Source organism: Yonghaparkia sp. Root332 (assembly GCF_001425665.1).
Classification (GTDB): domain Bacteria; phylum Actinomycetota; class Actinomycetes; order Actinomycetales; family Microbacteriaceae; genus Microcella.
Window position 1 is genome coordinate 715,050 of sequence record NZ_LMCX01000002.1, and the last position, 23,069, is coordinate 738,118.

Genomic DNA, 23,069 nt, shown 5'->3' on the forward strand with positions numbered 1-23,069 from the left:
CGACCTGCTTTAAGCACCGTCCTGTGAGGCGGGGAAGGAGGTCAGGAGTGACAGCACGCATCGTGCTCCACGACGCTGACATCACGCGCGCTCTGCGCCGCATCGCCCATGAGGTGCTGGAATCCCGGCGGGGCGATGGCCGGCTCGTCTTCCTCGGCATCCCGACGCGAGGCACGGTTCTCGCCGAGCGGATCCAGCGAATCGTCGATGAGATCGAGCCGGGCACCTCGAGCGTCGGCTCGCTCGACATCACGCTCTACCGCGACGACCTCGCCCGCACGCCGACGCGGGCGCCCGCACCGACGCGCATCCCCGACGAGGGCATCGACGACGCGATCGTCGTCCTCGTGGACGACGTGCTCTACTCGGGCCGCACCGTGCGCGCCGCGCTCGACGCCCTCGCCGACCACGGCCGGCCCCGGGCCGTGCGCCTCGCGGTTCTCGTCGACCGCGGCCACCGGGAGCTGCCCATCCGCGCCGACTTCGTCGGCAAGAACCTACCGAGCTCGATGAGCGAGCGCGTGAGCGTGAGACTCGCCGACGTCGACGGCGTCGAGGAGGTGACGATCGAGCCGTGAAGCATCTTCTGAGCACTCGCGACCTCGACCGCGCGACGGCCGTGAGCATCCTCGACATCGCGGAGGACATGGCACGGACCGCCGACCGCGAGGTGCGCAAGCTGCCGACTCTGCGCGGGAAGACGGTCGTCAACCTGTTCTTCGAGGACTCCACGCGCACGCGCCTGTCGTTCGAGTCGGCCGCCAAACGCCTGAGCGCCGACGTCATCACCTTCAGCGCGAAGGGCTCGAGCGTCTCCAAGGGCGAGAGCCTCAAGGACACCGCGCAGACGCTGCAGGCGATGGGCGCCGACGCGATCGTCGTGCGGCACCACGGCTCGGGCGCCGCCCACCTGCTCGCCCACGCCGGTTGGATCGACGCGCACGTGCTCAACGCCGGCGACGGCACGCACGAGCACCCGACGCAGGCGCTCCTCGACGCCTTCACGATGCGGCAGCGGCGTTACGGCGCCGACTCCCGCGAGCGCGACCTCGCCGGGATGCGCGTCGTCATCGTCGGCGACGTCGTGCACTCGCGGGTCGCGCGCTCGAACGTGTGGCTGCTGTCGACGCTCGGCGCCGAGGTGCACCTCGTCGCGCCCCGCACGCTCCTGCCGAGCGGCGTCGAGACCTGGCCCGTCACGGTGCACGAGCACCTCGAGCCGGCGCTCGCGCTCGGCCCCGACGTCGTCATGATGCTGCGCATCCAGCAGGAGCGCATGCACGCCGCCTTCTTCCCCTCCGGCCGCGAGTACGCGCGCGAGTGGGGGCTCACGGCCGAGCGGTTCGCCCTCCTCGGCCCCGATACGATGGTGATGCACCCCGGCCCGATGAATCGGGGGCTGGAGATCTCGTCCGCGGCCGCCGACTCTTCGGCGTCGACGGTGCTCGCTCAAGTCACGAACGGGGTGTTCATCCGCATGGCAGTGCTCTACCTCCTCGTCGCCGGATCGTCGGAGGAGCGGGCATGACCGGTCTGCTGATCCGCGGCGCGACCCTCCTGGGCGAGACGCGGGAGGATATCCGGATCCGCGGCGGCCGGATCGCCGCGACGGGCCGCCTGACCCCCGAGCTCGACGAGCGCGTGATCGACGCCGACGGCCTCGTCGCGCTCCCCGGCCTCGTCGACCTCCACACCCACCTGCGCGAGCCCGGGGGCGAGGCCAGCGAGACGGTGCTCACCGGAACCCGAGCCGCGGCCGCGGGCGGCTTCACCGCCGTCTTCGCGATGGCGAACACCTCGCCCGTCGCCGACACCGCGGGCGTCGTCGAGCAGGTGCACGCTCTGGGCCTGCAGCACGGGTACGCGACCGTGCGCCCGATCGGCGCGGTCACCGTCGGCCTCGAGGGCGAGCGGCTGAGCGAGATCGGCGCGATGGCGCGGTCGCGCGCGAGCGTGCGCGTCTTCAGCGACGACGGGAGGTGCGTCCACGACGCGCTCCTCATGCGCCGCGCGCTCGAGTACGTCGCGACCTTCGACGGCGTCATCGCCCAGCACGCGCAGGAGCCCCGCCTGACCGAGGGCGCCCAGATGAACGAGGGCGCGCTCTCGGGCGAGCTCGGCCTCGCCGGCTGGCCCGCCGTCGCCGAGGAGTCGATCATCGCCCGCGACGTCCTCCTCGCCCAGCACACGGGAGCGCGCCTGCACGTCTGCCACCTCTCGACCGCGGGCAGCGTCGAGGTGATCCGCTGGGCGAAGGCCCGCGGCATCGCCGTGACCGCGGAGGTCACCCCGCACCACCTGCTGCTCACCGAGGACCTCGCGCGCGGCTACGACGCCCGCTTCAAGGTCAACCCGCCGCTGCGCCGCGACGACGACGTGCGCGCCCTGCGCGAGGCGCTCGCCGACGGCACGATCGACATCGTCGCGACCGACCACGCCCCGCACCCCGCCGAGGCGAAGGAGTGCACGTGGGCTGAGGCGGCCTTCGGCATGGTCGGCCTGGAATCGGCCGTGCCCGTCCTGCAGACGACCATGATCGAGACGGGGATGCTCGGCTGGGAGGATCTCGCCCGCGTCATGTCGAGCGCTCCCGCGGCCATCGGGCGCCTCGACGGCTACGCCGACCCGCTCACCGAGGGCGCGCCGGCGAACGTGACGCTCGTCGATCCCGCCGCCCGACGCACCTGGTCGACCGACGATCTGCGCGGCCGCTCGAGGAACACGCCGTACACGGGCGTCGAGCTCGCCGGCACCATCGTCGCGACCGTCCACGGGGGAGTCGCCACGGTGCTCGACGGCGACCTCCGCCCCGCCGACGAGGTCGTCGCCGCCTGGGCCGGCCTCCGGGAGGACGCCCGTGGATAGAGGCGTCTCGACCGCGATCATCGTCGCCATCATCCTCCTGGCGCTCGCGCTCATGCTGCTCGGCTGGCGGCGGCGCGCGGCCCGGCAGGGCGACATCGGCGCGCCGCGGCCCGTTCCTGCGACGATCGGCGAGGCGAGCATCCGCGTGCCCGTTCTGTACGTCGCGACGACGCGCGCGGGCGACCCGCTCGACCGCGTCGCGGTGCACGGTCTCGGGTTCCGCGCGCGCGGCGAGGTCGCCGTGCACCCCGAGGGCGCCGTCATCGCCATCGACGGTCGCGAGCCCTGGCTCGTCGCCCGAGCGGACGTCCGCGGCTCGGGCCGCGCCACCTGGACCATCGACCGAGTCGTCGAGGAGGGCGGGCTCGTCATGCTCGCCTGGCGCCTCGGCGACGCCGAGGTCGACAGCTACTTCCGCGTCACCGACGCTCGGGCGATCGACGCCACGGACGAGCTGCTCGCCGCCCTGGCGACGCTCGCGCCGAGCATCCCGCCCGAGGAATCGCCGGAGACGCCCGCCCCGACAGAAAGGCACCCCTCGTGACCCACGCTCCCGCCTACCTCGTGCTCGAGGACGGCACCCGCTACCGGGGCCGCGCGTACGGCGCCCGCGGCCGCGCGCTCGGCGAGGCCGTCTTCGCGACCGGCATGAGCGGCTACCAGGAGACCCTGACCGACCCCAGCTACGCCGGCCAGATCGTCGTGCAGACCGCGCCGCACATCGGCAACACGGGAATGAACGACGAGGACCCGGAGAGCCGCCGCATCTGGGTCGACGGCTACGTCGTCCGCGACCCCTCGCGCATCGTCTCGAACCACCGCGCGCAGCGCAGCCTCGACGACGAGCTCGAGGCCCAGGGCATCGTGGGCATCAGCGGCATCGACACGCGCGCGCTGACGCGCCGACTGCGGGATGCGGGCGTCATGCGCGCGGGGATCTTCTCCGGCGACGACGCGGCCCTCGACCCCGACGCCCAGCTCGCGGAGGTCCGCGCGAGCGCGGCGATGAGCGGCCGCAGCCTGTCGGCGGAGGTCTCGGTCGACGAGGCGATGGTCGTGCCCGCCGTCGGCGAGAGCATCGGGCGCCTCGCGGTGCTCGACCTGGGCGTGAAGGCCTCGACGCTGCGCCACCTCGCCGAGCGCGGCTTCGAGGTGCACGTGCTGCCGCAGTCGACGACGATCGACGAGCTGCGCGCCCTGGACCCCGTCGCGGTGTTCTACTCCAACGGCCCCGGCGACCCCGCCGCGAGCGACGCCCACGTGAGCCTGCTGCAGGACGTCCTGAAGGACGGGACGCCCTTCTTCGGCATCTGCTTCGGCAACCAGCTGCTCGGCCGCGCCCTCGGCTTCGGCACCTACAAGCTGCCCTTCGGCCACCGCGGCATCAATCAGCCGGTGCTCGACAAGCAGACCGGCCGCATCGAGATCACCGCCCACAACCACGGCTTCGCCGTCGACGCGCCCGTCGAGGGCGTCGTGGACAGCCCCGCCGGCTTCGGCCGCGTCGAGGTGAGCCACGTGGGCCTCAACGACCAGGTGGTCGAGGGCCTGCGGGCGCTCGACATCCCGGCCTTCTCGGTGCAGTACCACCCCGAGGCGGCCGCCGGCCCGCACGACTCCACCTACCTCTTCGACCGCTTCCGCGAGGTCGTGCTCGAGCACGTCGGCCGCGCGGCGGAGCGCGACGACCAGAAGGACGCCTGAGACATGCCCAAGCGCGACGACATCACCTCCGTGCTCGTGATCGGCTCCGGGCCGATCGTCATCGGCCAGGCGGCCGAGTTCGACTACTCCGGGACTCAGGCCTGCCGCGTACTGCGAGCCGAGGGCATCCGCGTCATCCTGGTCAACTCGAACCCGGCGACGATCATGACCGACCCCGACTTCGCCGACGCGACCTACATCGAGCCCATCACCCCCGAGGTGATCGAGGCGATCATCGCCAAGGAGAAGCCCGACGCGGTCCTCCCCACGCTGGGCGGCCAGACGGCCCTCAACGCCGCGATCGCCCTGCACGACCGCGGCATCCTCGAGAAGTACGGCGTCGAGCTCATCGGCGCCTCCTTCGACGCCATCCACAAGGCGGAGGACCGCCAGCTCTTCAAGCAGCTCGTCCTCGACGCCGGCGCCGATGTCGCGCGCAGCCACATCGCGCACACGGTCGACGAGGCGATCGGCTTCGCCGAGGACCTCGGCTACCCCCTCGTGATCCGCCCCTCGTTCACGATGGGCGGCCTCGGCTCGGGCTTCGCCTACGACCGCGAGCAGCTCGAGCGCATGGTCGCCGACGGCCTCCACCAGTCGCCCACGACCGAGGTCCTCCTCGAGGAGTCGATCCTCGGCTGGAAGGAGTACGAGCTCGAGCTCATGCGCGACCGCGCCGACAACACGGTCGTCGTCTGCTCGATCGAGAACGTCGACCCCGTCGGAGTGCACACGGGCGACTCGATCACGGTCGCGCCGGCGCTCACCCTCACCGACCGCGAGTACCAGAAGCTGCGCGACATCGGCATCCGCATCATCCGCGACGTGGGCGTCGACACCGGCGGCTGCAACGTGCAGTTCGCCGTCGATCCCGCCACTGGCCGCATCATCGTCATCGAGATGAATCCGCGCGTCTCGCGCTCGAGCGCGCTGGCCTCCAAGGCCACGGGCTTCCCGATCGCGAAGATCGCCGCGAAGCTCGCGATCGGCTACCGCCTCGACGAGATCCCCAACGACATCACGAAGGTCACCCCGGCGAGCTTCGAGCCCACCCTGGACTACGTCGTGGTGAAGGTGCCGCGGTTCGCGTTCGAGAAGTTCCCGGCCGCCGACGCGGGCCTCACGACGACCATGAAGAGCGTCGGCGAGGCCATGGCGATCGGTCGCAATTACGCGACCGCGCTGCAGAAGGCGCTCCGCTCGCTCGAGAAGCGCGGCAGCAGCTTCCACTGGGCCGGCGAGCCCGGCGACAAGGACGAGCTGCTCGCGATCGCCGCGACGCCCACCGACGGCCGCATCGTCACCGTCCAGCAGGCGCTTCGCGCGGGGGCGACCATCGACGAGGTCTTCGAGTCCACGGGCATCGACCCGTGGTTCGTCGACCAGATCGTCGCGATCAACGAGCTCGCGGAGGTCGTCCGCACCGCCGACGCCCTCGACCCCGAGCTCATGCGGGAGGCGAAGGAGCAGGGCTTCAGCGACGCCCAGCTCGCCGAGCTGCGCGGCCTGACCGAGCGCGACATCCGCGCCATCCGCCACGCGAGCGGACTCCGCCCGGTGTTCAAGACCGTCGACACGTGCGCGGGCGAGTTCCCCGCTCTCACGCCGTACCACTACTCGAGCTACGACCTCGAGACGGAGGTCGCCCCGAGCGAGGCCCGCAAGGTCGTCATTCTCGGCTCCGGCCCCAACCGCATCGGCCAGGGCATCGAGTTCGACTACTCGTGCGTGCACGCGAGCTTCGCGCTGCGCGACGCGGGCTTCGAGACGATCATGATCAACTGCAACCCCGAGACGGTGTCGACCGATTACGACACCTCCGACCGGCTCTACTTCGAGCCGCTCGCGCTCGAGGACGTCCTGGAGGTCATCCACGCCGAGTCGCAGAGCGGCGAGCTCGTGGGAGTGATCGTGCAGCTGGGCGGTCAGACAGCGCTCGGACTCGCGCACGGCCTCGCCGACGCCGGCATCCCCATCCTCGGCACGAGCCCCGACGCGATCGACCTCGCGGAGGAGCGCGGCGCCTTCTCGCGCATCCTCGACGAGGCGGGACTCATCGCCCCGCGCAACGGCACCGCGACCGACGTCGACTCGGCGGTCGCCGTCGCCGAGCAGATCGGCTACCCGGTCCTCGTCCGCCCGAGCTTCGTGCTCGGTGGCCGCGGCATGGAGATCGTCTACGACTCCGGCTCCCTCGTGGACTACTTCGATCGCGTGCGCGACCAGGCCATCATCGGCCCCGGCATGCCGCTGCTCGTCGACCGCTTCCTGGACGACGCGGTCGAGATCGACGTCGATGCGCTCTACGACGGCGAGCGGCTCTACGTCGGCGGCATCATGGAGCACATCGAGGAGGCCGGGGTCCACTCCGGCGACTCCGCGTGCACCCTCCCGCCCGTGACGCTCGGCCGCGGCATCATCGACCGCGTCCGCGAGGCGACCCAGGCGATCGCCGAGGGCATCGGGGTGCGGGGCCTCCTCAACGTGCAGTTCGCGATCGGCGCGGGCGTCCTCTACGTTCTCGAGGCGAACCCGCGCGCCTCGCGCACCGTGCCCTTCGTGTCGAAGGCCCTCGGGATCCCCCTGGCCAAGGCTGCGAGCCTCGTGATGGCCGGATCGAGCATCCGCTCGCTCATCGATTCAGGTCTGCTGCCCGAGACGGACGGCTCGGTCGTCCCGCTCGACTCGCCCGTCGCCGTCAAGGAGGCCGTGCTCCCGTTCAAGCGGTTCCGCACCGCCGAGGGTCGCATCGTCGACAGCGTGCTCGGCCCCGAGATGCGCTCGACCGGCGAGGTCATGGGCATCGACCGCGACTTCCCGCGGGCGTTCGCGAAGAGCCAGATTGCCGCCTACGGGGGCCTGCCCGACTCGGGTGTCGTGTTCGTGTCGGTCGCCGACCGGGACAAGCGCGCGATCGTGCTGCCCGTCCTGCGGCTCGCCCAGCGCGGCTTCGCGATCTGGGCGACCGAGGGCACCGCGGAGGTCCTCGCGCGCTACGGCATCGCCACGCGCGTCGTGCGCAAGCACTTCGAGGGCCAGCAGGCGCCCGAGGGCGCCGAGCCGTCGGTCGTCGACCTCATCAACGCCGGCGAGGTCGACATCGTCATCAACACGCCCAGCGGCCGCAGCGCGCGCGCCGACGGCTTCGAGATCCGCACCGCGACCGTCGCGGCCGACCGCCCGCTGTTCACGACGATCGCGCAGGTCGGCGCGGCCGTCGCCTCGCTCGAGAGCGGCGACGAGCCGATCACCGTCACGAGCCTGCAGGACTACGCGATCGCCCGGGCCGCGCGCGCATGATCGGTCTCGGGGCGCGCCTGCGCGCGGCGACGGATGCGCGGGGCGCGCTGTGCGTGGGCATCGACCCGCACGCCGCCCTCCTGCGCGCCTGGGGTCTGCCCGACACCGCCGCGGGCGCGCGCGAGCTCGCCCTGAGGGTCGTGGACGCCGCCGCGCCGCGCATCGGCATCGTCAAGCCGCAGGCGGCGTTCTTCGAGCGCTTCGGCTCGGCGGGCATCGCCGTGCTGGAGGAGGTCATCCGCTCGGCGCGCGCCGCGGGCCTCATCGTGATCGGCGACGCCAAGCGCGGCGACATCGGCTCGACCGCCGAGGGGTACGCGGCCGCGTGGCTCGCCCCCGGCGCCCCGCTCGAGAGCGACGCGCTGACGGTCGCGCCCTACCTCGGCCTCGGCGCGCTCGACCCGCTCATCCGGATCGCGCAGGAGGCCGGCAACGGCGTGTTCGTCCTCGCCTCGACCTCGAACCCCGAGGGCGTCGCGATCCAGTCCGCTCGCACGAGCGAGGGCGGCACGGTCGCCGCGGCGATCGCGCTCGAGGCGTCCCGGCGCAACGCGCCTTCGGCCGACGCGGGGGAGTGGGGCGACATCGGCCTCGTCATCGGCGCCACGCGCCCGCTCGGCGACTCCGGCATCGACGGGGTCGATCTCTCCTCGACCCCGATCCTCGCCCCCGGCTTCGGCGCGCAGGGCGCCCGGCTCGCGGACATCCGCTCGATCTTCGGCGCGGCCGCCGGGACGGTCATCCCGAGCGTCTCCCGCAGCGTGCTCGCCGCCGGCCCCGACGGGGTCGCCGCCGCGATCGACGCTCACCGCTCGGAGCTCGCAGCATGAGCGCCGCCGACGGCATGCCCGAGGTCGACCGCGCCGCCGCCTCGCGCGCGGCGGTGGCCGCGCGACGGGCGCGCGCCGGGGTCAAGGACGACGTCCGTGCCGCCCGCCGCTCCGCGCTCGATGTCGCGGAGGCGGCCTGGCGCGATCCGAGCGGCGTCGAGGGGGGGATGCGCGTCCGCGACCTCCTCGGCACTCTCAAGGGCCTCGGCCCCGCCCGCACGCTCACGGTCCTCGACCGACTGGGAATCGCGCCCGTGAAGCGCCTGGGCGGACTCGGCCATCGTCAGCGCGCGGCGCTGCGCGCGTGGCTCAAGCAGCGCTCGGCCGTGCCCGGCCACGGCCGGCTCGTGGTGCTCGCGGGCCCGACCGCGGTCGGCAAGGGCACGGTGTCGACGTTCATCCGTGAGAACTTCCCCGAGGTGCACCTGAGCGTGTCGGCGACGACCCGCCGTCCGCGCCCCGGCGAGGTCGACGGCGTGCACTACTTCTTCGTCGACGACGACCGATTCGACGCCATGGTCGACGGCGGCGAGTTCCTCGAGTGGGCCGTCGTGCACAACCTCTCGCGCTACGGCACGCCGCGCGGGCCCGTGCAGGAGGCCCTCACGAGCGGCCGCAGCGTGCTCCTGGAGATCGATCTCGACGGCGCCAGGCAGGTGCGGGCTGCGATGCCGGAGGCGACACTGGTGTTCCTGCTGCCGCCGAGCTGGGAGGAGCTGGTGCGCCGACTGGTCGGTCGCGGCACCGAGAGCCCGGAGGAGCAGGCCCGTCGACTTCAGACCGCGCGCGTCGAGCTCGCCGCCCAGGAGGAGTTCGACGTGCTCGTCGTGAACGACGATGTGCGCCGCGCGGCCGCAGAGGTCGTAGACTTGCTCGCAGTGCCCGGAGCGCCGTCGCGCGCCTGAGCGCTCGCACGCCGCCCCTCGGCAGCACCGCCGACCGGCCCACGAGGCCAGCGGCACGCCACGGAACGAACGATCTACGGAGCAGACATGGCTGACAAGTCCAAGGGAATCATCGACCCGCCCATCGACGAGCTCCTCTCGAAGGTCGACTCGAAGTACCAGCTCGTGATCTTCGCCTCGAAGCGCGCGCGCCAGATCAACGACTACTACGCTGACCTCCACGAGGGCAGCCTGTTCGACAACGTCGGCCCGCTCGTCGACTCGACCGTCGACGACAAGCCGCTCTCCGTCGCGCTCCACGAGATCAGCGAGGACAAGCTCGTCCTCACCCGCCTGGCCGACTGAGGCTGATCGCGTGACCGCGGTCGAGGGCGCCGCGCGGCGCCTCACGATCGTCGTCGGCATCACCGGCGGCATCGCGGCCTACAAGGCCGTCGGCGTCGTCCGCGCTCTCGTGCTCGCGGGGCACGACGTCCACGTCGTCGCCACAGAGGGCGCTCTGCGCTTCGTCGGGCGCCCGACCCTCGAGGCGATCAGCCGCAACCCGGTGCACACCGACCTCTACGAGGGCGTCGCGGAGGTGCGGCACGTGGCCCTGGGCCAGCGCGCCGACCTCATCGTCATCGCTCCGGCGACGGCGCACACCCTCGCATCGCTCGCCGCCGGCCTCGCCGGCGACCTGCTGGGCACGACCGTCCTCGCCTCCCGCGCCCCGCTCGTCGTGGCGCCCGCGATGCACACGGAGATGTGGGAGAACGCGGCGACGCGCGCGAGCATCGAGACGCTGCGCTCGCGCGGCGTCGTGATCGTCGGCCCCGCCTCCGGCCAGCTGACGGGCCAGGACTCCGGCGCGGGCCGCATGAGCGAGCCCGACGAGATCGTGGCCGTCGCCCTGCGCGCGGCGGGCCCGCGCGATCTCGCCGGCCGCCGCATCCTCATCTCGGCCGGGGGCACGCGCGAGCCCCTCGACCCCGTGCGCTTCATCGGCAACCGCTCCAGCGGCCGGCAGGGCGTCGCGCTCGCGCAGGCTGCGCTCGCCCGCGGGGCCGAGGTCACCCTCGTCGCCGCGCACCTCGAGGTCGACGCGCCGCACGGCGCGATCGTCGAGGCGGTCAGCACGACGGAGGAGCTGCTCGCGACCATGCGCCGGCTCGCGCCCGCGCACGACACGATCATCATGGCGGCCGCGGTCGCCGACTTCCGGCCCCGCGAGGTGGCCGAGGGCAAGCTCAAGAAGGACGCGATCGGCGAGACGCTCACGCTCGCGCTCGAGCGCACGCCCGACGTCCTGCAGACGCTCTCCTCCCAGCGGGCGGCCGGCCAGCGCATCGTCGGCTTCGCGGCCGAGACCGAGGCGGATGCCGAGGCCCTGCGGGCCCTCGGGGCGGCGAAGGCCGCGCGCAAGGGCGTCGACCTCCTCGTGGTCAACCGCGTCGGCTGGAGCGAGGGCTTCGGCACCACGACCAACGACGTCATGATCCTCGACGCGGCCGGTAGCGTGGTCTCCACAGCCTCGGGCGACAAGCTGTCGGTGGCCGACCGTATCCTCGACGCGCTCGACTGAATCGCCGCGCAGGGCGCGGCACCCCACCATCCTCCTCGACACACGACGGGACCATCTCGGTATGTCCGATCTCCGCCTCTTCACCTCCGAATCCGTCACGGAGGGGCACCCCGACAAGATCTGCGACCAGGTCTCCGACTCGATCCTCGACGCGCTCCTCGCGGTGGATGAGAACGCCCGGGTCGCCGTCGAGACGCTCGTCACGACGGGCCTCGTGCACGTCGCGGGGGAGGTCACGACCTCCGGCTACGTCGACATCCCCGGCATCGTCCGCAAGCGCGTCACCGACATCGGCTACACCTCCTCCGACGTCTGGTTCGACGGGCGCTCATGCGGCGTCTCGATCTCGATCGGCGGCCAGTCGCCCGACATCGCGCAGGGCGTCGACGACGCGTTCGAGCACCGCGAGCAGTCGAGCGCCGACGCGGGCGACGCTCAGGGCGCGGGCGACCAGGGCATCATGTTCGGCTACGCGGTGCGCGAGACCCCGCAGCTCATGCCGCTGCCGATCTGGCTGGCCCACCGCCTCGCCGAGCGCCTCGCGGCGGTGCGCAAGACGGGCGAGCTCGACTACCTCGCCCCTGACGGCAAGACGCAGGTGACCGTCGGCTACGAGGGCCACACCCCTCGGACGATCGAGACCGTCGTGCTCTCGACGCAGCACGCCGAGCGCGTCTCCACCGCGCAGCTGCGCGATGAGGTCGAGGCCCGCGTGATCCGTCCCGTGCTCGAGGAGCACGGCTTCGGCGACCACGCGCCGCGGGTTCTCATCAACCCCACCGGTCGCTTCGTGATCGGCGGCCCTCAGGGGGACGCGGGCCTCACCGGCCGCAAGATCATCGTCGACACCTACGGCGGCGCCGCCCGTCACGGCGGCGGTGCCTTCTCGGGGAAGGACCCGTCCAAGGTCGACCGCTCGGCCGCCTACGCGATGCGCTGGGTCGCGAAGAACGCCGTCGCCGCCGGTCTCGCCGACCGGCTCGAGGTCCAGGTCGCCTACGCGATCGGCACCGCCGCGCCCGTGGGCCTCTACGTCGAGACCTTCGGCACGCACCACGTGCCGGAGAGCCGCATCATCGGCGCGATCCGCGAGGTGTTCGATCTGCGCCCCGGGGCGATCATCCGAGACCTCGACCTGCTGCGTCCGATCTACGCCCAGACCTCCACCTACGGGCACTTCGGGCGCGAGCTGCCCGGCTTCACATGGGAGCGCACCGACCGCGTCGACGACCTCCGCGCCGCCGCGGGGCTCTGAACGCGCCGATCGGCGCCGGCGACGACCCGGGCGAGAGGAGCGGGGGGATGAGCGCGGAGCTCGACGGCCTCGGGCTCGCGCCCGCCGCACCGACCTCCGCGCGCGCCGGGTCGCCGTCGCCGACCCGGCCGCCAGGCGTCATCGGGGGCCCGCAGCGCATCGCGCGCGTGCTGCTCGACTCCCCGCTCCCGCAGCTCGACCGGCTGTTCGACTACCGCGTTCCCGAGAACCTGCGCGAGCGCGCCGTCCCGGGCGTCCGCGTCACCGTGCCGCTGCGGGCCGCGGGACGACAGGCGGCCGGATACATCGTCGAGATCGCGGAGGCGCAGTCGTTCGAGGGCGTCCTCAGCGAGCTCGGCGACGTCGTCTCCGACGCGCGCGTCCTCGATCCGGCGGTCTACCGCCTCATCCGCCGCGCCGCCGATCGCGCCTCCGGCACCGCGAGCGACCTCGCGCGGCTCGTGATCCCCTCCCGGCAGGTGCGCGTCGAGAAGGCGTGGCTCGCGGCGCAGGCGACCGCGGCCCAGGAAGCGGCAGCCCAGGCGGCCGCGGCCCAGCCCACCGCCGCACCCGCTGAACCCGCCGGCCGCGCCCTCACCGGCTACGCCCCCGAGGCCCTCGCGCGGCTCCTCGACCCTGACGCGCCCGAGCCCGATCGCCGCATCGCGCTGACCGCGATCGCGCACCCCGTCGAGGTCGCGGGGCGCTGGATGCCCGCCGCGGCCCGCACGCTCGCCGAGCTCGCCGCCGCCTGCGTCGCCTCCGGCCGCTCGGCGATCATCTCCGTGCCCGACTACCGCGACGTCGAGCACGTCGCCCACGCGCTCGCGGCGCTCCTGCCACCGGAGGACATCGCGCGCGTCGACGCCGGCCAGTCCTCCGCCGACCGCTACCGCGGATTCCTGCGCACCCTCGAGGTTCGTCCGCTCGCGATCCTCGGCACGCGCGCGGCGCCCGCCGCCCCCGCCCACGCGCTCGGTCTCATCGCCCTGTGGGACGACGGCGACGCGCTCATGGCCGAGCAGCACGCGCCGGGCGTGCACGCGCGCGACCTCGCGCTCCTGCGGCAGTCCGACGCAGGCTGCGCTCTCGTGCTCGCCGCGCACGCTCGCAGCACCGAGGCGCAGCGGCTCGTGGAGGTCGGCTACGTGCGCGCCGTCGCTCCGGCCGGCCGGCATCGGCGGCGCATCACGCCGACCGCGCAGCAGGTGGGCGCCGACGGGCCTGCCGCGCAGGCCCGCATCCCCTCGACCGCCTGGCGGGCCGTGCGGGATGCCCTGGACACCGGGCCCGTGCTCGTGCAGGTCTCGCGCCCCGGGTACGCACCGCGGCTCGCGTGCACCGAGTGCGGCGAGACGGCGCGCTGCCGGTCGTGCCGCGGCCCGCTCGCGCTGCGCCGCAGCGGCACCGCGCCGTCCTGCCAGTGGTGCGGCGCCCTCGCGGTCGATTGGGCCTGCTCGACGTGCGAGTCGACGCGCTGGCGGACGGTCGGTCGCGGCTCGGCCCGCACCGCAGACGAGCTCGGGCGCGCCTTCCCCGGCGCGCGCATCGTCGTCTCCGACGGCGACACGCCCGTGCAGAGCGTCGCATCCGGCCGCACGGTCGTCGTCGCGACGCGCGGGGCCGAGCCGGTCGCGGAGGGCGGCTACCGCGCGGTCCTGCTCCTCGACGGCGAGCGGATGCTCGCGCGCGAGTCTCTCCGCGTCGTGGAGGACTGCGTCCGCTGGTGGTGCACCGCCGCCGCCCTCGCCGCGCCCGACGCCCCCGTCCTGCTCGTGGGCGTCGGAGGGTCGGTCGCGCAGGCGCTCGCGCTCGGCGAGCCCGAGCGCGTCGCCGCGGCCGAGCTCGCCGATCGGCGCACGCTCCGCTTCCCGCCCGCCGTGCGCGTCGCGGCGATCGCGGGCGAGCCCGCGGCGGTCGCGCGCGCCTCGGCCGAGGTCGCCGCGCTCGAGGGCGTCGACGTGCTCGGCCCCGTGGAGCTGGGCGACGACCGCGTGCGGGCGATCGTGCGCTTCGACTACGCGCGCGGCGACGAGGTCGCGCGGCTGCTCAAGGCCGCTCTCGTCAGGGCGGCCACGAGCCGGGCGCCGCGCATCCCCGGGTCGCCTCCGCGGCGCCGCACCGTGCCGCTCCGCGTGCGGTTCGACGACCAGGAGCCCTTCGACGATCCCGGCGGAGCACCGCCCGGCGCCCGCACCAGCGCCACGTCCGGGAGGATGGAGGGATGACCGCCCTGCGCCTCGTCGTCGCCGGCAGCCCCCCGGCCGCCGTGCCCACCCTCGACGCACTCGCCGAGAGCGAGCACGAGATCGTCCGCGTCATCACGCGACCGCCGGCGCCGCTCGGCCGCAAGCGCGTCCTCACGCCCACGCCCGTCGCCGCGCGCGCGACCGAGCTCGGTCTTCCCGTCCTCGAGACGACGCGACTGGCAGAGCTCGAGCCCGAGCTGCTGCCGCTCGAGGTCGACCTCGGCGTCATCGTCGCCTACGGCGGGCTCGTCCGCGAGCCGCTGCTGAGCTGGCCGCGGCTCGGGTGGATCAACCTGCACTTCTCCCTCCTCCCGCGCTGGCGCGGCGCGGCGCCCGTCCAGCACGCGATCATCGCGGGTGACGAGGTCACGGGGGCGACGGTCTTCCAGCTCACGCCCGGGCTCGACGAGGGCGACTGGTTCGCGCAGGAGCGCGAGACGATCGGCGCGCATCGCACGGCCGGCGCGCTGCTGGATGCCCTCAGCGTGTCGGGCGCCGCTCTCACCCGTCGCGTCGTCGACGGCCTCGCCGTCGGCGCGCTGACCGCGCGACCGCAGGAGGGCGAGCCGACCTTCGCCCCCAAGCTCGCGCGCGACGACGCCCGGATCCGCTGGGGCGAGCCCGTCGAGGCCGTGCACGCGCGCATCCGCGGCGTGACGCCCGAGCCGGGCGCGTTCTCCGCCGGCGCCGACAGCGCCGTGCTCAAGATCCTCGAGGCGGCGCCCGCGCGCGACGCGCGCCCCCTCGCGCCGGGCGTCTGCGCTCTCGAGGGCAGGCGCGTGCTGGTCGGCACGGCCAGCGCGCCGCTCGAGCTCCTCCGCGTGCAGCCCGCCGGCCGCTCGGCGATGAGCGCGGGCGACTGGGCGCGCGGACTCGGACCCGACGCACTGCCGGCGCTCTCGTGAGGAACGTGCGCGGCGGGGGAGGCCCCCGCAGCGGAGGCGCGGCCCCCGGGGGCGGTGCTGCTCGGGGCGGCGGCGCGGCTCGCGGGAGCGGCGCCGGCAGGAGCGGAAGCCCGACGCCGACGGGTGCGGGCGCTCCCGCGGAGCGATCGGCCCGACGATTCCGCCCGCCCGCGACCGCCCGCGGCGTCGCCCTCGAGGTCGTGCGGGCGGTCGCCCGCGACGACGCCTACGCCAACCTCCTGCTGCCCGTGGCGATCCGGCGCGCCCGCCTCGGCCCGGCCGACTCCGGACTCGCGACCGAGCTCGCGTACGGCACGCTGCGCCGCCGCGGACTGTACGACGCGATCATCGTCGAAGCCTCCGGGCGCGCGGTCGACCGCATCGACGCCGACGCGCTCGACGTCCTGCGCCTCGGTGCGCACCAGCTCCTGGCCATGCGCATCCCCGCGCACGCCGCCGTCGGCGAGACCGTCGAGCTCAGCCGGACGATCGGCGCCCACCGCGCGACGGGCTTCATCAACGCCGTCCTGCGACGCATCGCCCAGCGCTCCGAGCAGGAGTGGATCGACACTCTGCTCTCCGCTGAGACCGATCCGGATGCCCGCCTCGCGATCGCGACCGCGCATCCCGTCTGGGTGGTCTCCGCACTCCGATCCGCGCTCGAGCGCGAGGGCCGCGGTGACGAGCTGCCCGACCTCCTGGCGGCCGACAACGTCTCCCCGCGCGTGACGTTCGTCGCCCTGCCCGGTCTCGCGGGCATCCCGCCCGAGCTCGAGGGCTCGCGCACGCACCACTCGCCTCTCGGGTATCTGTCGCCGAGCGGCGACCCGGCGGCCGACCCCCAGGTCGCCGCGGGCCGCGTGCGCGTGCAGGACGAGGGGAGCCAGCTCGCCGCTCTCGCGCTCAGCCGGGCCCGCCCCGTCGTCGCGGGGGAGCGCTGGCTCGACCTGTGCGCCGGGCCCGGCGGCAAGGCCGCGCTCCTCGCGGCCGAGGCGATCGCGGGCGGCGCGACCCTCGTCGCGAACGAGGTCGTGCCCGCACGCGCCGATCTCGTCCGCAAGGCCCTCGCGCCGCTCGGCGACGGCATCGAAGTCCGGACGGGCGACGGGCGCACGATCGACAGCACCGACCCGGATGGCTTCGACCGCATCCTCCTCGACGCGCCGTGCACGGGTCTCGGCGCCCTGCGTCGCCGACCCGAGGCCCGCTGGCGCAAGACCGAGACCGACGTGCCGAGCCTCGCGGCGCTGCAGGCCGAGCTGCTCGACGCCGCGATCGGAGCGCTGCGCCCCGGCGGCCTGCTCGCCTACGTGACGTGCTCGCCGCATCCCGATGAGACCACGGCCGTCGTCGATCGCGTGCTCGGCGGGGCGACCGTGGCGGTCGCGGGGGTGCGCCGCGTCGACACCGCCGCGGTGCTCGCGAGCATCGTGCGCGAGCCGCTCGATCTCGGCGACCTCGACGGGGCCGTGCAGCTGTGGCCGCATCGGCACGGCGGCGACGCGATGTTCATCCAGCTCATAGAGCGCCCGGCGCCCGCGACCGCGCCGGCGCTCGGTACGCTTCCGGCGTGACCGTTCGCATCAACCCGAGCATCCTCTCCGCCGACTTCGTCAACATGCAGCGCGACCTCGAGCGCATCGGCACCGCCGACCTCGTGCACGTCGACGTCATGGACAACCACTTCGTGCCGAACCTGACCTTCGGCCCGCAGATGGTGCAGCGCATCCAGGCGGTCTCGCCCGTGCCGCTCGACGTGCATCTCATGATCAGCGACGCCGACCGCTGGGCGCCCGGCTACGCCGAGATCGGCGCGTTCTCGGTCACCTTCCACGCCGAGGCGGCGACGGATGCCGTGGCCACCGCCCGCGCGATCCGTGCGCGGGGCGCGCGCGCCGGCCTCGCCGTGAAGCCGGGCACGCCCGTCGAGGGCTACCTCGACCTGCTCCCGGAGTTCGACCAGGTGCTCGTGATGACGGTCGAGCCGGGCTTCGGCGGCCAGTCGTTCATGGGCGACATGATGCCCAAGCTTCGCGCGCTCAAGCAGGTCGTCGAGGACGACGGGCTCGACGTGTGGCTGCAGGTCGACGGCGGCATCACGGTCGACACCATCGGCATCGCGGCCGAGGCGGGCGCCGACACCTTCGTCGCGGGGTCGAGCGTCTACGGAGCCGACGACGTCGAGCGCGCGATCGCCGAGCTGCGGGCCGCGGCGGCCGCGCACGCACACTGAGCCCGAGCCGGGCATCCGCCCCCTGACCGTCTGGTTGGATGGAGTCATGAGCGAACTCACCAAGCCCGAAATCGACTTCTTCGAGGGCCCTGCTCCGCAGGAGCTCGTCATCACCGACCTCGTCGTCGGCGACGGTCAGGAGGCCGCGCCCGGCTCGACCGTCGACGTCCACTACGTGGGCGTCGAGTTCGACTCCGGCGAGGAATTCGACGCGTCGTGGAACCGCGGATCGTCGATCAACTTCCCCCTGGGCAGCCTCATCGCCGGCTGGCAGCAGGGCATCCCCGGCATGAAGGTCGGCGGCCGTCGTCAGCTCGTCTGCCCGCCCCACCTCGCCTACGGCCCCGCCGGCGGCGGTCACCGGCTCTCGGGCAAGACCCTCGTCTTCGTGATCGACCTGCTCGGCGTCAGCTGAGCCGCACCGGGCGGCGCGGAAGGCCCAGCGCCGCCCGGTACCCTGGTCGATCGTGAAGACCTTCGACGCCCTCTTCGCCGAGCTCGGCGAGACCGCACGCACGCGACCGGCCGGCTCCGGCACGGTCGAGCGACTGGACGCGGGCGTCCATGCGATCGGGAAGAAGATCGTCGAGGAGGCCGCCGAGGTCTGGATGGCGGCCGAGTACGAGAGCGACGAGGCGACCGCGGAGGAGATCTCGCAGCTGATCTACCACCTGCAGGTGCTCATGCTCGCGAAGGGCCTGACCCTCGACGACGTCTACAAGCACCTCTAGGCCGCGATGACCGCCGCCGCCCCGCAGCACGCCTCCACCCCGCAGCCCCTCACCACCCCGCAGCCCGCCGCGCGCTCCGCGGCCGACGAAGAGACCCCCATGCTGAGAATCGCGGTGCCCAACAAGGGCTCCCTCTCCGAGACCGCCGTCGAGATGCTCGTCGAGGCCGGTTACGTCGGCCGTCGCGACCCGCGCGCCCTCACCGTCTCCGACCCGCGCAACGGGGTCGAGTTCTTCTACCTCCGCCCGCGCGACATCGCCACCTACGTCGGCTCCGGCGCGCTCGACGTCGGCATCACCGGCCGCGACCTGCTCCTGGACTCCGGGTCGGAGGCCGTCGAGATCCAGTCGCTCGACTTCGGCGACTCGACCTTCCGCTTCGCGGCCGTCCCCGGCACGGTCCGCGAGCTCTCCGACCTGCAGGGTCTCCGCATCGCGACGAGCTACCCGGGTCTCGTCGGCTCCTTCCTCGCCGCCCACGGCGTGACCGCCCAGCTCATCCGCCTCGACGGCGCGGTCGAGTCGGCCGTCCGGCTCGGGGTCGCCGACGCGGTGGCCGACGTCGTCTCGACCGGGTCGACGCTGCGAGCGCAGGGGCTCGAGATCGTGGGGCCCGTCATCCTCGAGTCGACCGCGGTGCTCATCTCGGCGAAGCCCGAGCTGCCCGGCATCGCGACCCTGCAGCGCCGCCTCCAGGGGGTGCTCGTCGCGCGCCAGTACGTGCTGATCGACTACGACCTGCCCCGCGAACTGCTCACCCGGGCGCAGGCGGTCACGCCCGGCCTCGAGTCGCCGACCGTGAGCCCGCTCGCCGACCCCGACTGGGTCGCGGTTCGGGCCATGGTCCCGCGCCACGAGACCAACCACGTCATGGACGCGCTGTACGACATCGGCGCGCGCGCCATCCTCGTCACGCCGATCCACGCCGCCCGCATCTGATGAGCGTCGCCGTCCGGGTCATCCCCTGCCTCGACGTCGCGGCGGGGCGCGTCGTCAAGGGCGTGAACTTCCTGAACCTGCGCGACGCGGGCGATCCGATCGAGCTCGCGCGCCGGTACTACGAGCAGGGCGCCGACGAGATCACCTTCCTCGACGTCAAGGCCACCGTCGACAACCGCGACACGATGTTCGACGTCGTGCAGGCCACGGCGGAGCAGGTGTTCATCCCGCTCACCGTCGGCGGGGGAGTCCGCTCCGGCGAGGACGTCGCGAAGCTCCTCGCGCACGGCGCCGACAAGATCGGCGTCAACAGCGCCGCGATCGCGCGCCCCGGCCTCATCGATGAGATCGCCGACCGCTTCGGCGCCCAGGTGTGCGTGCTCTCCCTCGACGTGACGCGCGACGCGAGCGCCGAGAGCGGCTTCGTCGTCACGACCCACGGCGGCCGCACCCGCACGAGCATCGACGCGCTCGCCTGGGCGCGCGAGGCGATGGAGCGCGGTGCGGGCGAACTGCTGGTCAACTCCATCGACGCCGACGGCACGAAGGCCGGCTTCGACACCGAGCTCATCGCGGCGATGCACGAGATCGCCGTCGTCCCGGTGATCGCCTCGGGAGGCGCGGGGGCCCTGGAGCACTTCGCCCCGGCGATCGGCGCCGGCGCCGACGCCGTGCTCGCCGCGAGCGTCTTCCACAACGCCGAGCTCACGGTCGGCCAGGTCAAGGACGCGCTGCGCGCCGAGGGGGTGATGGTGCGGTGACCGAGCGGCCCGCCCACGATCACGACGCCCCGGCGACCCTCGATGAGGATGCCGCGGCCGCCGTCGTGGCGCGCGCGCACTTCGACGACCGCGGTCTCCTGCCCGCCGTCGTCCAGCAGTGGGACTCGCGCGAGGTCCTCATGCTCGGCTACATGGACGCCGAGGCGCTGCGCCGCACGCTGACCTCGGGTCGCGTCACGTACTGGAGCCGCTCGCGCCAGGAGTACTGGCGCAAGGGCGACACGAGCGGGAACATCCAGCTGCTGCGCGGCGCCGAGCTCGACTGCGACGCCGACACGCTGCTCGTGCAGGTCGACCAGATCGGCCCGGCCTGCCACACGGGTGCCCAGCGGTGCTTCGACGTCGACCGGTTCCTGCCGCTCACCGCCCAGCCGCGCCCGGAGGAGGACGCCCGATGACCACCACGACGCGCGTCGACTTCGACCGCCAGCTGAGCGGCGCCCGCGTCGTGCCCGTCGTGCGCGAGCTCTTCGCCGACGCCCTCACCCCGGTCGGCCTGTACCGCTCACTCGCGGAGGACCGACCGGGCGGGTTCCTGCTCGAGTCCGCCGAGCAGGGCGGCATCTGGTCGCGCTACTCGTTCATCGGCGTGCGATCGTTCGGCGTGCTGACCGAGAACGAGGGCCGCACCGCCTGGCTCGACTACGGTCTGGCCGCCGAGCGCGCCTTCGGCGGCGAGGCCCCCGAGCGCACCCTCGACGCGCTCGACGCCCTCTACGCGCGCTGGGCCTCGCCGCGCGACGCCAGCCACCCGCCGCTCACCGGCGGCCTCGTCGGCTTCATCGGGTGGGACGCGGTGCGGCAGGTCGAGAATCTGCCGGATGCCCCTCCGAGCGACTTCCCGTGCCCCGAGCTCGCCTTCGCCTTCGTCAGCGAGCTGCTCGTGATGGACCACCGCCAGGGCACCGTCTCGCTCGTCGTGTCGGTGCTCGCCGACGGCGTCGACGAGCCCGACGCCATGTGGTCGCACGCCCAGCAGCGCCTGGACGCGCTCGAGGCCGAGCTCGGCCGCCCCGCCCGCACCGAGCCCGCGCACATCGACCTCACGACGACGCCCGCGCCGCAGCCGCGGTCGACCCCGGAGGAGTACCGGGCCGCCGTGGAGGCCTCGAAGGGGTTCATCCGCGATGGCGACGTGTTCCAGGTCGTGATCGCGCAGCGCTTCGATCACCCGCTCACGGCATCCGCGCTCGACGTCTACCGCGTGCTGCGCGCCCTGAACCCCTCGCCGTACATGTACGCGCTCACGCTCACGACCGCCGCGGGCGAGCCCTACGCGATCGTCGGGTCGTCGCCCGAGGCTCTCGTGAAGGTCACCGACGGCCGCGTCTACTCGCACCCCATCGCCGGCTCGCGCCCGCGCGGCGCGACGCCCGAGGCCGACCAGGAGCTCGCGGAGGAGCTGCTCGCCGACGCGAAGGAGCAGGCGGAGCACCTCATGCTCGTCGACCTCGCCCGCAACGACCTCTCGAAGGTGTGCCGCGCCGGCACGATCGAGGTCACCGAGTTCATGCAGGTCGAGCGCTTCAGCCACATCATGCACCTCGTCTCGAGCGTGGAGGGCGACATCCGGCCCACCGCCTCGCCGATCGACGTCTTCCGGGCGACCTTCCCCGCCGGGACGCTCAGCGGGGCGCCGAAGCCGCGGGCGCTCCAGATTATCGACGAGCTCGAGCCGGCCCGCCGCGGCGTGTACGGGGGAGTGGTCGGCTACTTCTCGTTCTCCGGCGACGTCGACCTCGCGATCGCGATCCGCACGGCCTTCCTGCGCGACGGCGTCGCCCGCGTGCAGGCCGGGGCGGGGCTCGTCGCCGACTCCGACCCCGCGACCGAGCACCAGGAGGCCGTGAACAAGGCAGCGGCGCCGCTGCGCGCGGTCGCGATCGCGAACGCGCTGCGGGCGGCGACGACGTGACGCCGCGCCGCGTCCGCGCTCTCGCCCTCCTCGCGCCGCTCGTCGTCGCTGCCCTCACGCTGCTCGCCTGGACCCAGCCGTGGGTCGATGCCGTGCTCGACGGCGACCGCTCCGTGACGGCGGCGGGCGATGTCGCGGCGCCGGCGCTGCCCGCCCTCGCCCTGGCCGCGCTCGCCCTCGTCGCCGCCCTCGCGCTCGCCGGTCCCGTGTTCCGCGTCGTGCTCGGCATCCTGCTCGCCCTGCTCTCCTCCGCCATCCTCACTTCAGCGGCGATCGCTCTCGGGGATCCCGTCGGAGCCGCCTCCGCCGCGGTGACCGAGCTGAGCGGCGTCGACGGGGAGGAATCGGTGCGGGCGATCGTGGAGGCGGCGGTGCTCACCGTCTGGCCGTCCGTGGCCCTCCTCGCGGGCATCGTCGGGATTCTCGCGGGGGTCGGCGTCGCCGCGACCGCGCGCCGCTGGCCCGATCGGGTGCGCAAGTACGACGCCGTCCGAGCATCGCCCGCGGAGGATCCCGCGAGCGAGGGCCGCGCCGATCGTCTCGACGCGTGGGACGCCCTGAGCGACGGCCGCGACCCGACGGCAGGGTAGACTCAGGAGGCCTCCCGTAGCGTCATACCGGGGGAGCATCCCCGCCAGAACTCGACGCTCGAGGAGAACCATGAACGCGCAGTCCGACCCCGGCCACGGACACTCGCCCGCCGCCTGGACGGCCGTCACGATCATCCTCATCGCCTTCGCGATCGGCACCCTCGCCTTCTGGTTCGAGGTCCCCGTCCTCGTCTGGGCCAGCGCCGGTCTCGTCGTCGTCGGCCTCGTCGTGGGCGCCCTCATGGCGCGCGCGGGCTACGGCGTCAAGGGCCCGCGGTACTCGCCGAAGGCGCACCACTAAC

At 73.7% G+C, this 23,069-nt stretch carries 23 protein-coding genes; all 23 read left to right on the forward strand.

The window, feature by feature from the left end; all coding sequences use genetic code 11:
- The first annotated feature begins 47 nt into the window (after positions 1–47).
- The 23 genes from pyrR to ASC54_RS11135 all read left to right on the forward strand — a co-directional run bounded on the left by pyrR (position 48) and on the right by ASC54_RS11135 (position 23,068).
- Complete coding sequence (pyrR, locus tag ASC54_RS11025) at positions 48–578, forward strand: bifunctional pyr operon transcriptional regulator/uracil phosphoribosyltransferase PyrR (RefSeq protein ID WP_055861144.1); 531 nt, start codon at positions 48–50, stop codon at positions 576–578.
- The gene (locus ASC54_RS11030; protein WP_055899048.1) at positions 575–1,528 is read left to right on the forward strand and encodes an aspartate carbamoyltransferase catalytic subunit; all 954 of its coding nucleotides are present in this window, start codon (positions 575–577) and stop codon (positions 1,526–1,528) included. The genes pyrR and ASC54_RS11030 overlap by 4 nt, the downstream gene beginning before the upstream one ends.
- Positions 1,525–2,865, forward strand: a complete 1,341-nt coding sequence (locus tag ASC54_RS11035; protein ID WP_055861150.1) for a dihydroorotase — start codon at positions 1,525–1,527, stop codon at positions 2,863–2,865. The genes ASC54_RS11030 and ASC54_RS11035 overlap by 4 nt, the downstream gene beginning before the upstream one ends.
- The gene (locus ASC54_RS11040; protein ID WP_055861153.1) at positions 2,858–3,409 is read left to right on the forward strand and encodes a hypothetical protein; all 552 of its coding nucleotides are present in this window, start codon (positions 2,858–2,860) and stop codon (positions 3,407–3,409) included. The genes ASC54_RS11035 and ASC54_RS11040 overlap by 8 nt, the downstream gene beginning before the upstream one ends.
- The gene (carA, locus tag ASC54_RS11045) at positions 3,406–4,569 is read left to right on the forward strand and encodes a glutamine-hydrolyzing carbamoyl-phosphate synthase small subunit (RefSeq protein WP_055861156.1); all 1,164 of its coding nucleotides are present in this window, start codon (positions 3,406–3,408) and stop codon (positions 4,567–4,569) included. Before ASC54_RS11040 ends, carA begins: the two co-directional genes overlap by 4 nt.
- Before the next feature lie 3 nt (positions 4,570–4,572).
- A complete protein-coding gene (gene carB / locus ASC54_RS11050) occupies positions 4,573–7,869 on the forward strand; it encodes a carbamoyl-phosphate synthase large subunit (RefSeq protein WP_055861159.1) in 3,297 nt (1,098 codons plus the stop codon).
- A complete protein-coding gene (gene pyrF, locus ASC54_RS11055) occupies positions 7,866–8,699 on the forward strand; it encodes an orotidine-5'-phosphate decarboxylase (RefSeq protein WP_055899051.1) in 834 nt (277 codons plus the stop codon). The genes carB and pyrF overlap by 4 nt, the downstream gene beginning before the upstream one ends.
- On the forward strand, positions 8,696–9,604 hold the full coding sequence (gmk, locus tag ASC54_RS11060) for a guanylate kinase (protein WP_055899054.1): 909 nt from the start codon (positions 8,696–8,698) through the stop codon (positions 9,602–9,604). The genes pyrF and gmk overlap by 4 nt, the downstream gene beginning before the upstream one ends.
- A gap of 87 nt (positions 9,605–9,691) precedes the next feature.
- Entirely contained in the window at positions 9,692–9,949 is a 258-nt protein-coding gene (gene rpoZ, locus ASC54_RS11065) for a DNA-directed RNA polymerase subunit omega (protein ID WP_055861168.1), read from the forward strand.
- Positions 9,950–9,959: 10 nt separating this feature from the next.
- Positions 9,960–11,168, forward strand: a complete 1,209-nt coding sequence (gene coaBC, locus ASC54_RS11070; RefSeq protein ID WP_055861172.1) for a bifunctional phosphopantothenoylcysteine decarboxylase/phosphopantothenate--cysteine ligase CoaBC — start codon at positions 9,960–9,962, stop codon at positions 11,166–11,168.
- A 61-nt stretch (positions 11,169–11,229) separates the two neighbouring features.
- On the forward strand, positions 11,230–12,423 hold the full coding sequence (metK, locus tag ASC54_RS11075) for a methionine adenosyltransferase (RefSeq protein ID WP_055861175.1): 1,194 nt from the start codon (positions 11,230–11,232) through the stop codon (positions 12,421–12,423).
- Positions 12,424–12,470: 47 nt separating this feature from the next.
- Positions 12,471–14,651, forward strand: a complete 2,181-nt coding sequence (locus tag ASC54_RS11080) for a primosomal protein N' (protein WP_162242509.1) — start codon at positions 12,471–12,473, stop codon at positions 14,649–14,651.
- 5 nt (positions 14,652–14,656) lie between these two features.
- On the forward strand, positions 14,657–15,577 hold the full coding sequence (gene fmt / locus ASC54_RS11085; protein WP_055899407.1) for a methionyl-tRNA formyltransferase: 921 nt from the start codon (positions 14,657–14,659) through the stop codon (positions 15,575–15,577).
- A 200-nt stretch (positions 15,578–15,777) separates the two neighbouring features.
- Positions 15,778–17,151: an RsmB/NOP family class I SAM-dependent RNA methyltransferase gene (locus tag ASC54_RS11090; protein WP_055899056.1), complete on the forward strand. Its 1,374-nt coding sequence runs from the start codon at positions 15,778–15,780 to the stop codon at positions 17,149–17,151.
- Positions 17,148–17,810 carry a ribulose-phosphate 3-epimerase gene (gene rpe / locus ASC54_RS11095; protein WP_055899058.1) on the forward strand — a complete coding sequence of 221 codons (663 nt, stop codon included), beginning with the start codon at positions 17,148–17,150 and terminating at the stop codon, positions 17,808–17,810. The genes ASC54_RS11090 and rpe overlap by 4 nt, the downstream gene beginning before the upstream one ends.
- Positions 17,811–17,856: 46 nt before the next feature.
- Positions 17,857–18,225, forward strand: a complete 369-nt coding sequence (locus ASC54_RS11100; protein ID WP_055861184.1) for an FKBP-type peptidyl-prolyl cis-trans isomerase — start codon at positions 17,857–17,859, stop codon at positions 18,223–18,225.
- A gap of 52 nt (positions 18,226–18,277) precedes the next feature.
- Positions 18,278–18,541, forward strand: a complete 264-nt coding sequence (locus ASC54_RS11105; protein WP_055861187.1) for a phosphoribosyl-ATP diphosphatase — start codon at positions 18,278–18,280, stop codon at positions 18,539–18,541.
- A gap of 99 nt (positions 18,542–18,640) precedes the next feature.
- Positions 18,641–19,480 carry an ATP phosphoribosyltransferase gene (gene hisG, locus ASC54_RS11110; protein ID WP_055861191.1) on the forward strand — a complete coding sequence of 280 codons (840 nt, stop codon included), beginning with the start codon at positions 18,641–18,643 and terminating at the stop codon, positions 19,478–19,480.
- Positions 19,480–20,241: an imidazole glycerol phosphate synthase subunit HisF gene (gene hisF / locus ASC54_RS11115; protein WP_055899060.1), complete on the forward strand. Its 762-nt coding sequence runs from the start codon at positions 19,480–19,482 to the stop codon at positions 20,239–20,241. The genes hisG and hisF overlap by 1 nt, the downstream gene beginning before the upstream one ends.
- A complete protein-coding gene (gene hisI, locus ASC54_RS11120) occupies positions 20,238–20,660 on the forward strand; it encodes a phosphoribosyl-AMP cyclohydrolase (protein WP_082515061.1) in 423 nt (140 codons plus the stop codon). Before hisF ends, hisI begins: the two co-directional genes overlap by 4 nt.
- Positions 20,657–22,177: an anthranilate synthase component I gene (locus ASC54_RS11125; protein WP_055861196.1), complete on the forward strand. Its 1,521-nt coding sequence runs from the start codon at positions 20,657–20,659 to the stop codon at positions 22,175–22,177. Before hisI ends, ASC54_RS11125 begins: the two co-directional genes overlap by 4 nt.
- Positions 22,174–22,767 carry a Trp biosynthesis-associated membrane protein gene (locus tag ASC54_RS11130; RefSeq protein WP_055899063.1) on the forward strand — a complete coding sequence of 198 codons (594 nt, stop codon included), beginning with the start codon at positions 22,174–22,176 and terminating at the stop codon, positions 22,765–22,767. Before ASC54_RS11125 ends, ASC54_RS11130 begins: the two co-directional genes overlap by 4 nt.
- A gap of 70 nt (positions 22,768–22,837) precedes the next feature.
- A complete protein-coding gene (locus ASC54_RS11135; RefSeq protein WP_055861202.1) occupies positions 22,838–23,068 on the forward strand; it encodes a DUF6704 family protein in 231 nt (76 codons plus the stop codon).
- Position 23,069: the final 1 nt, after the last annotated feature.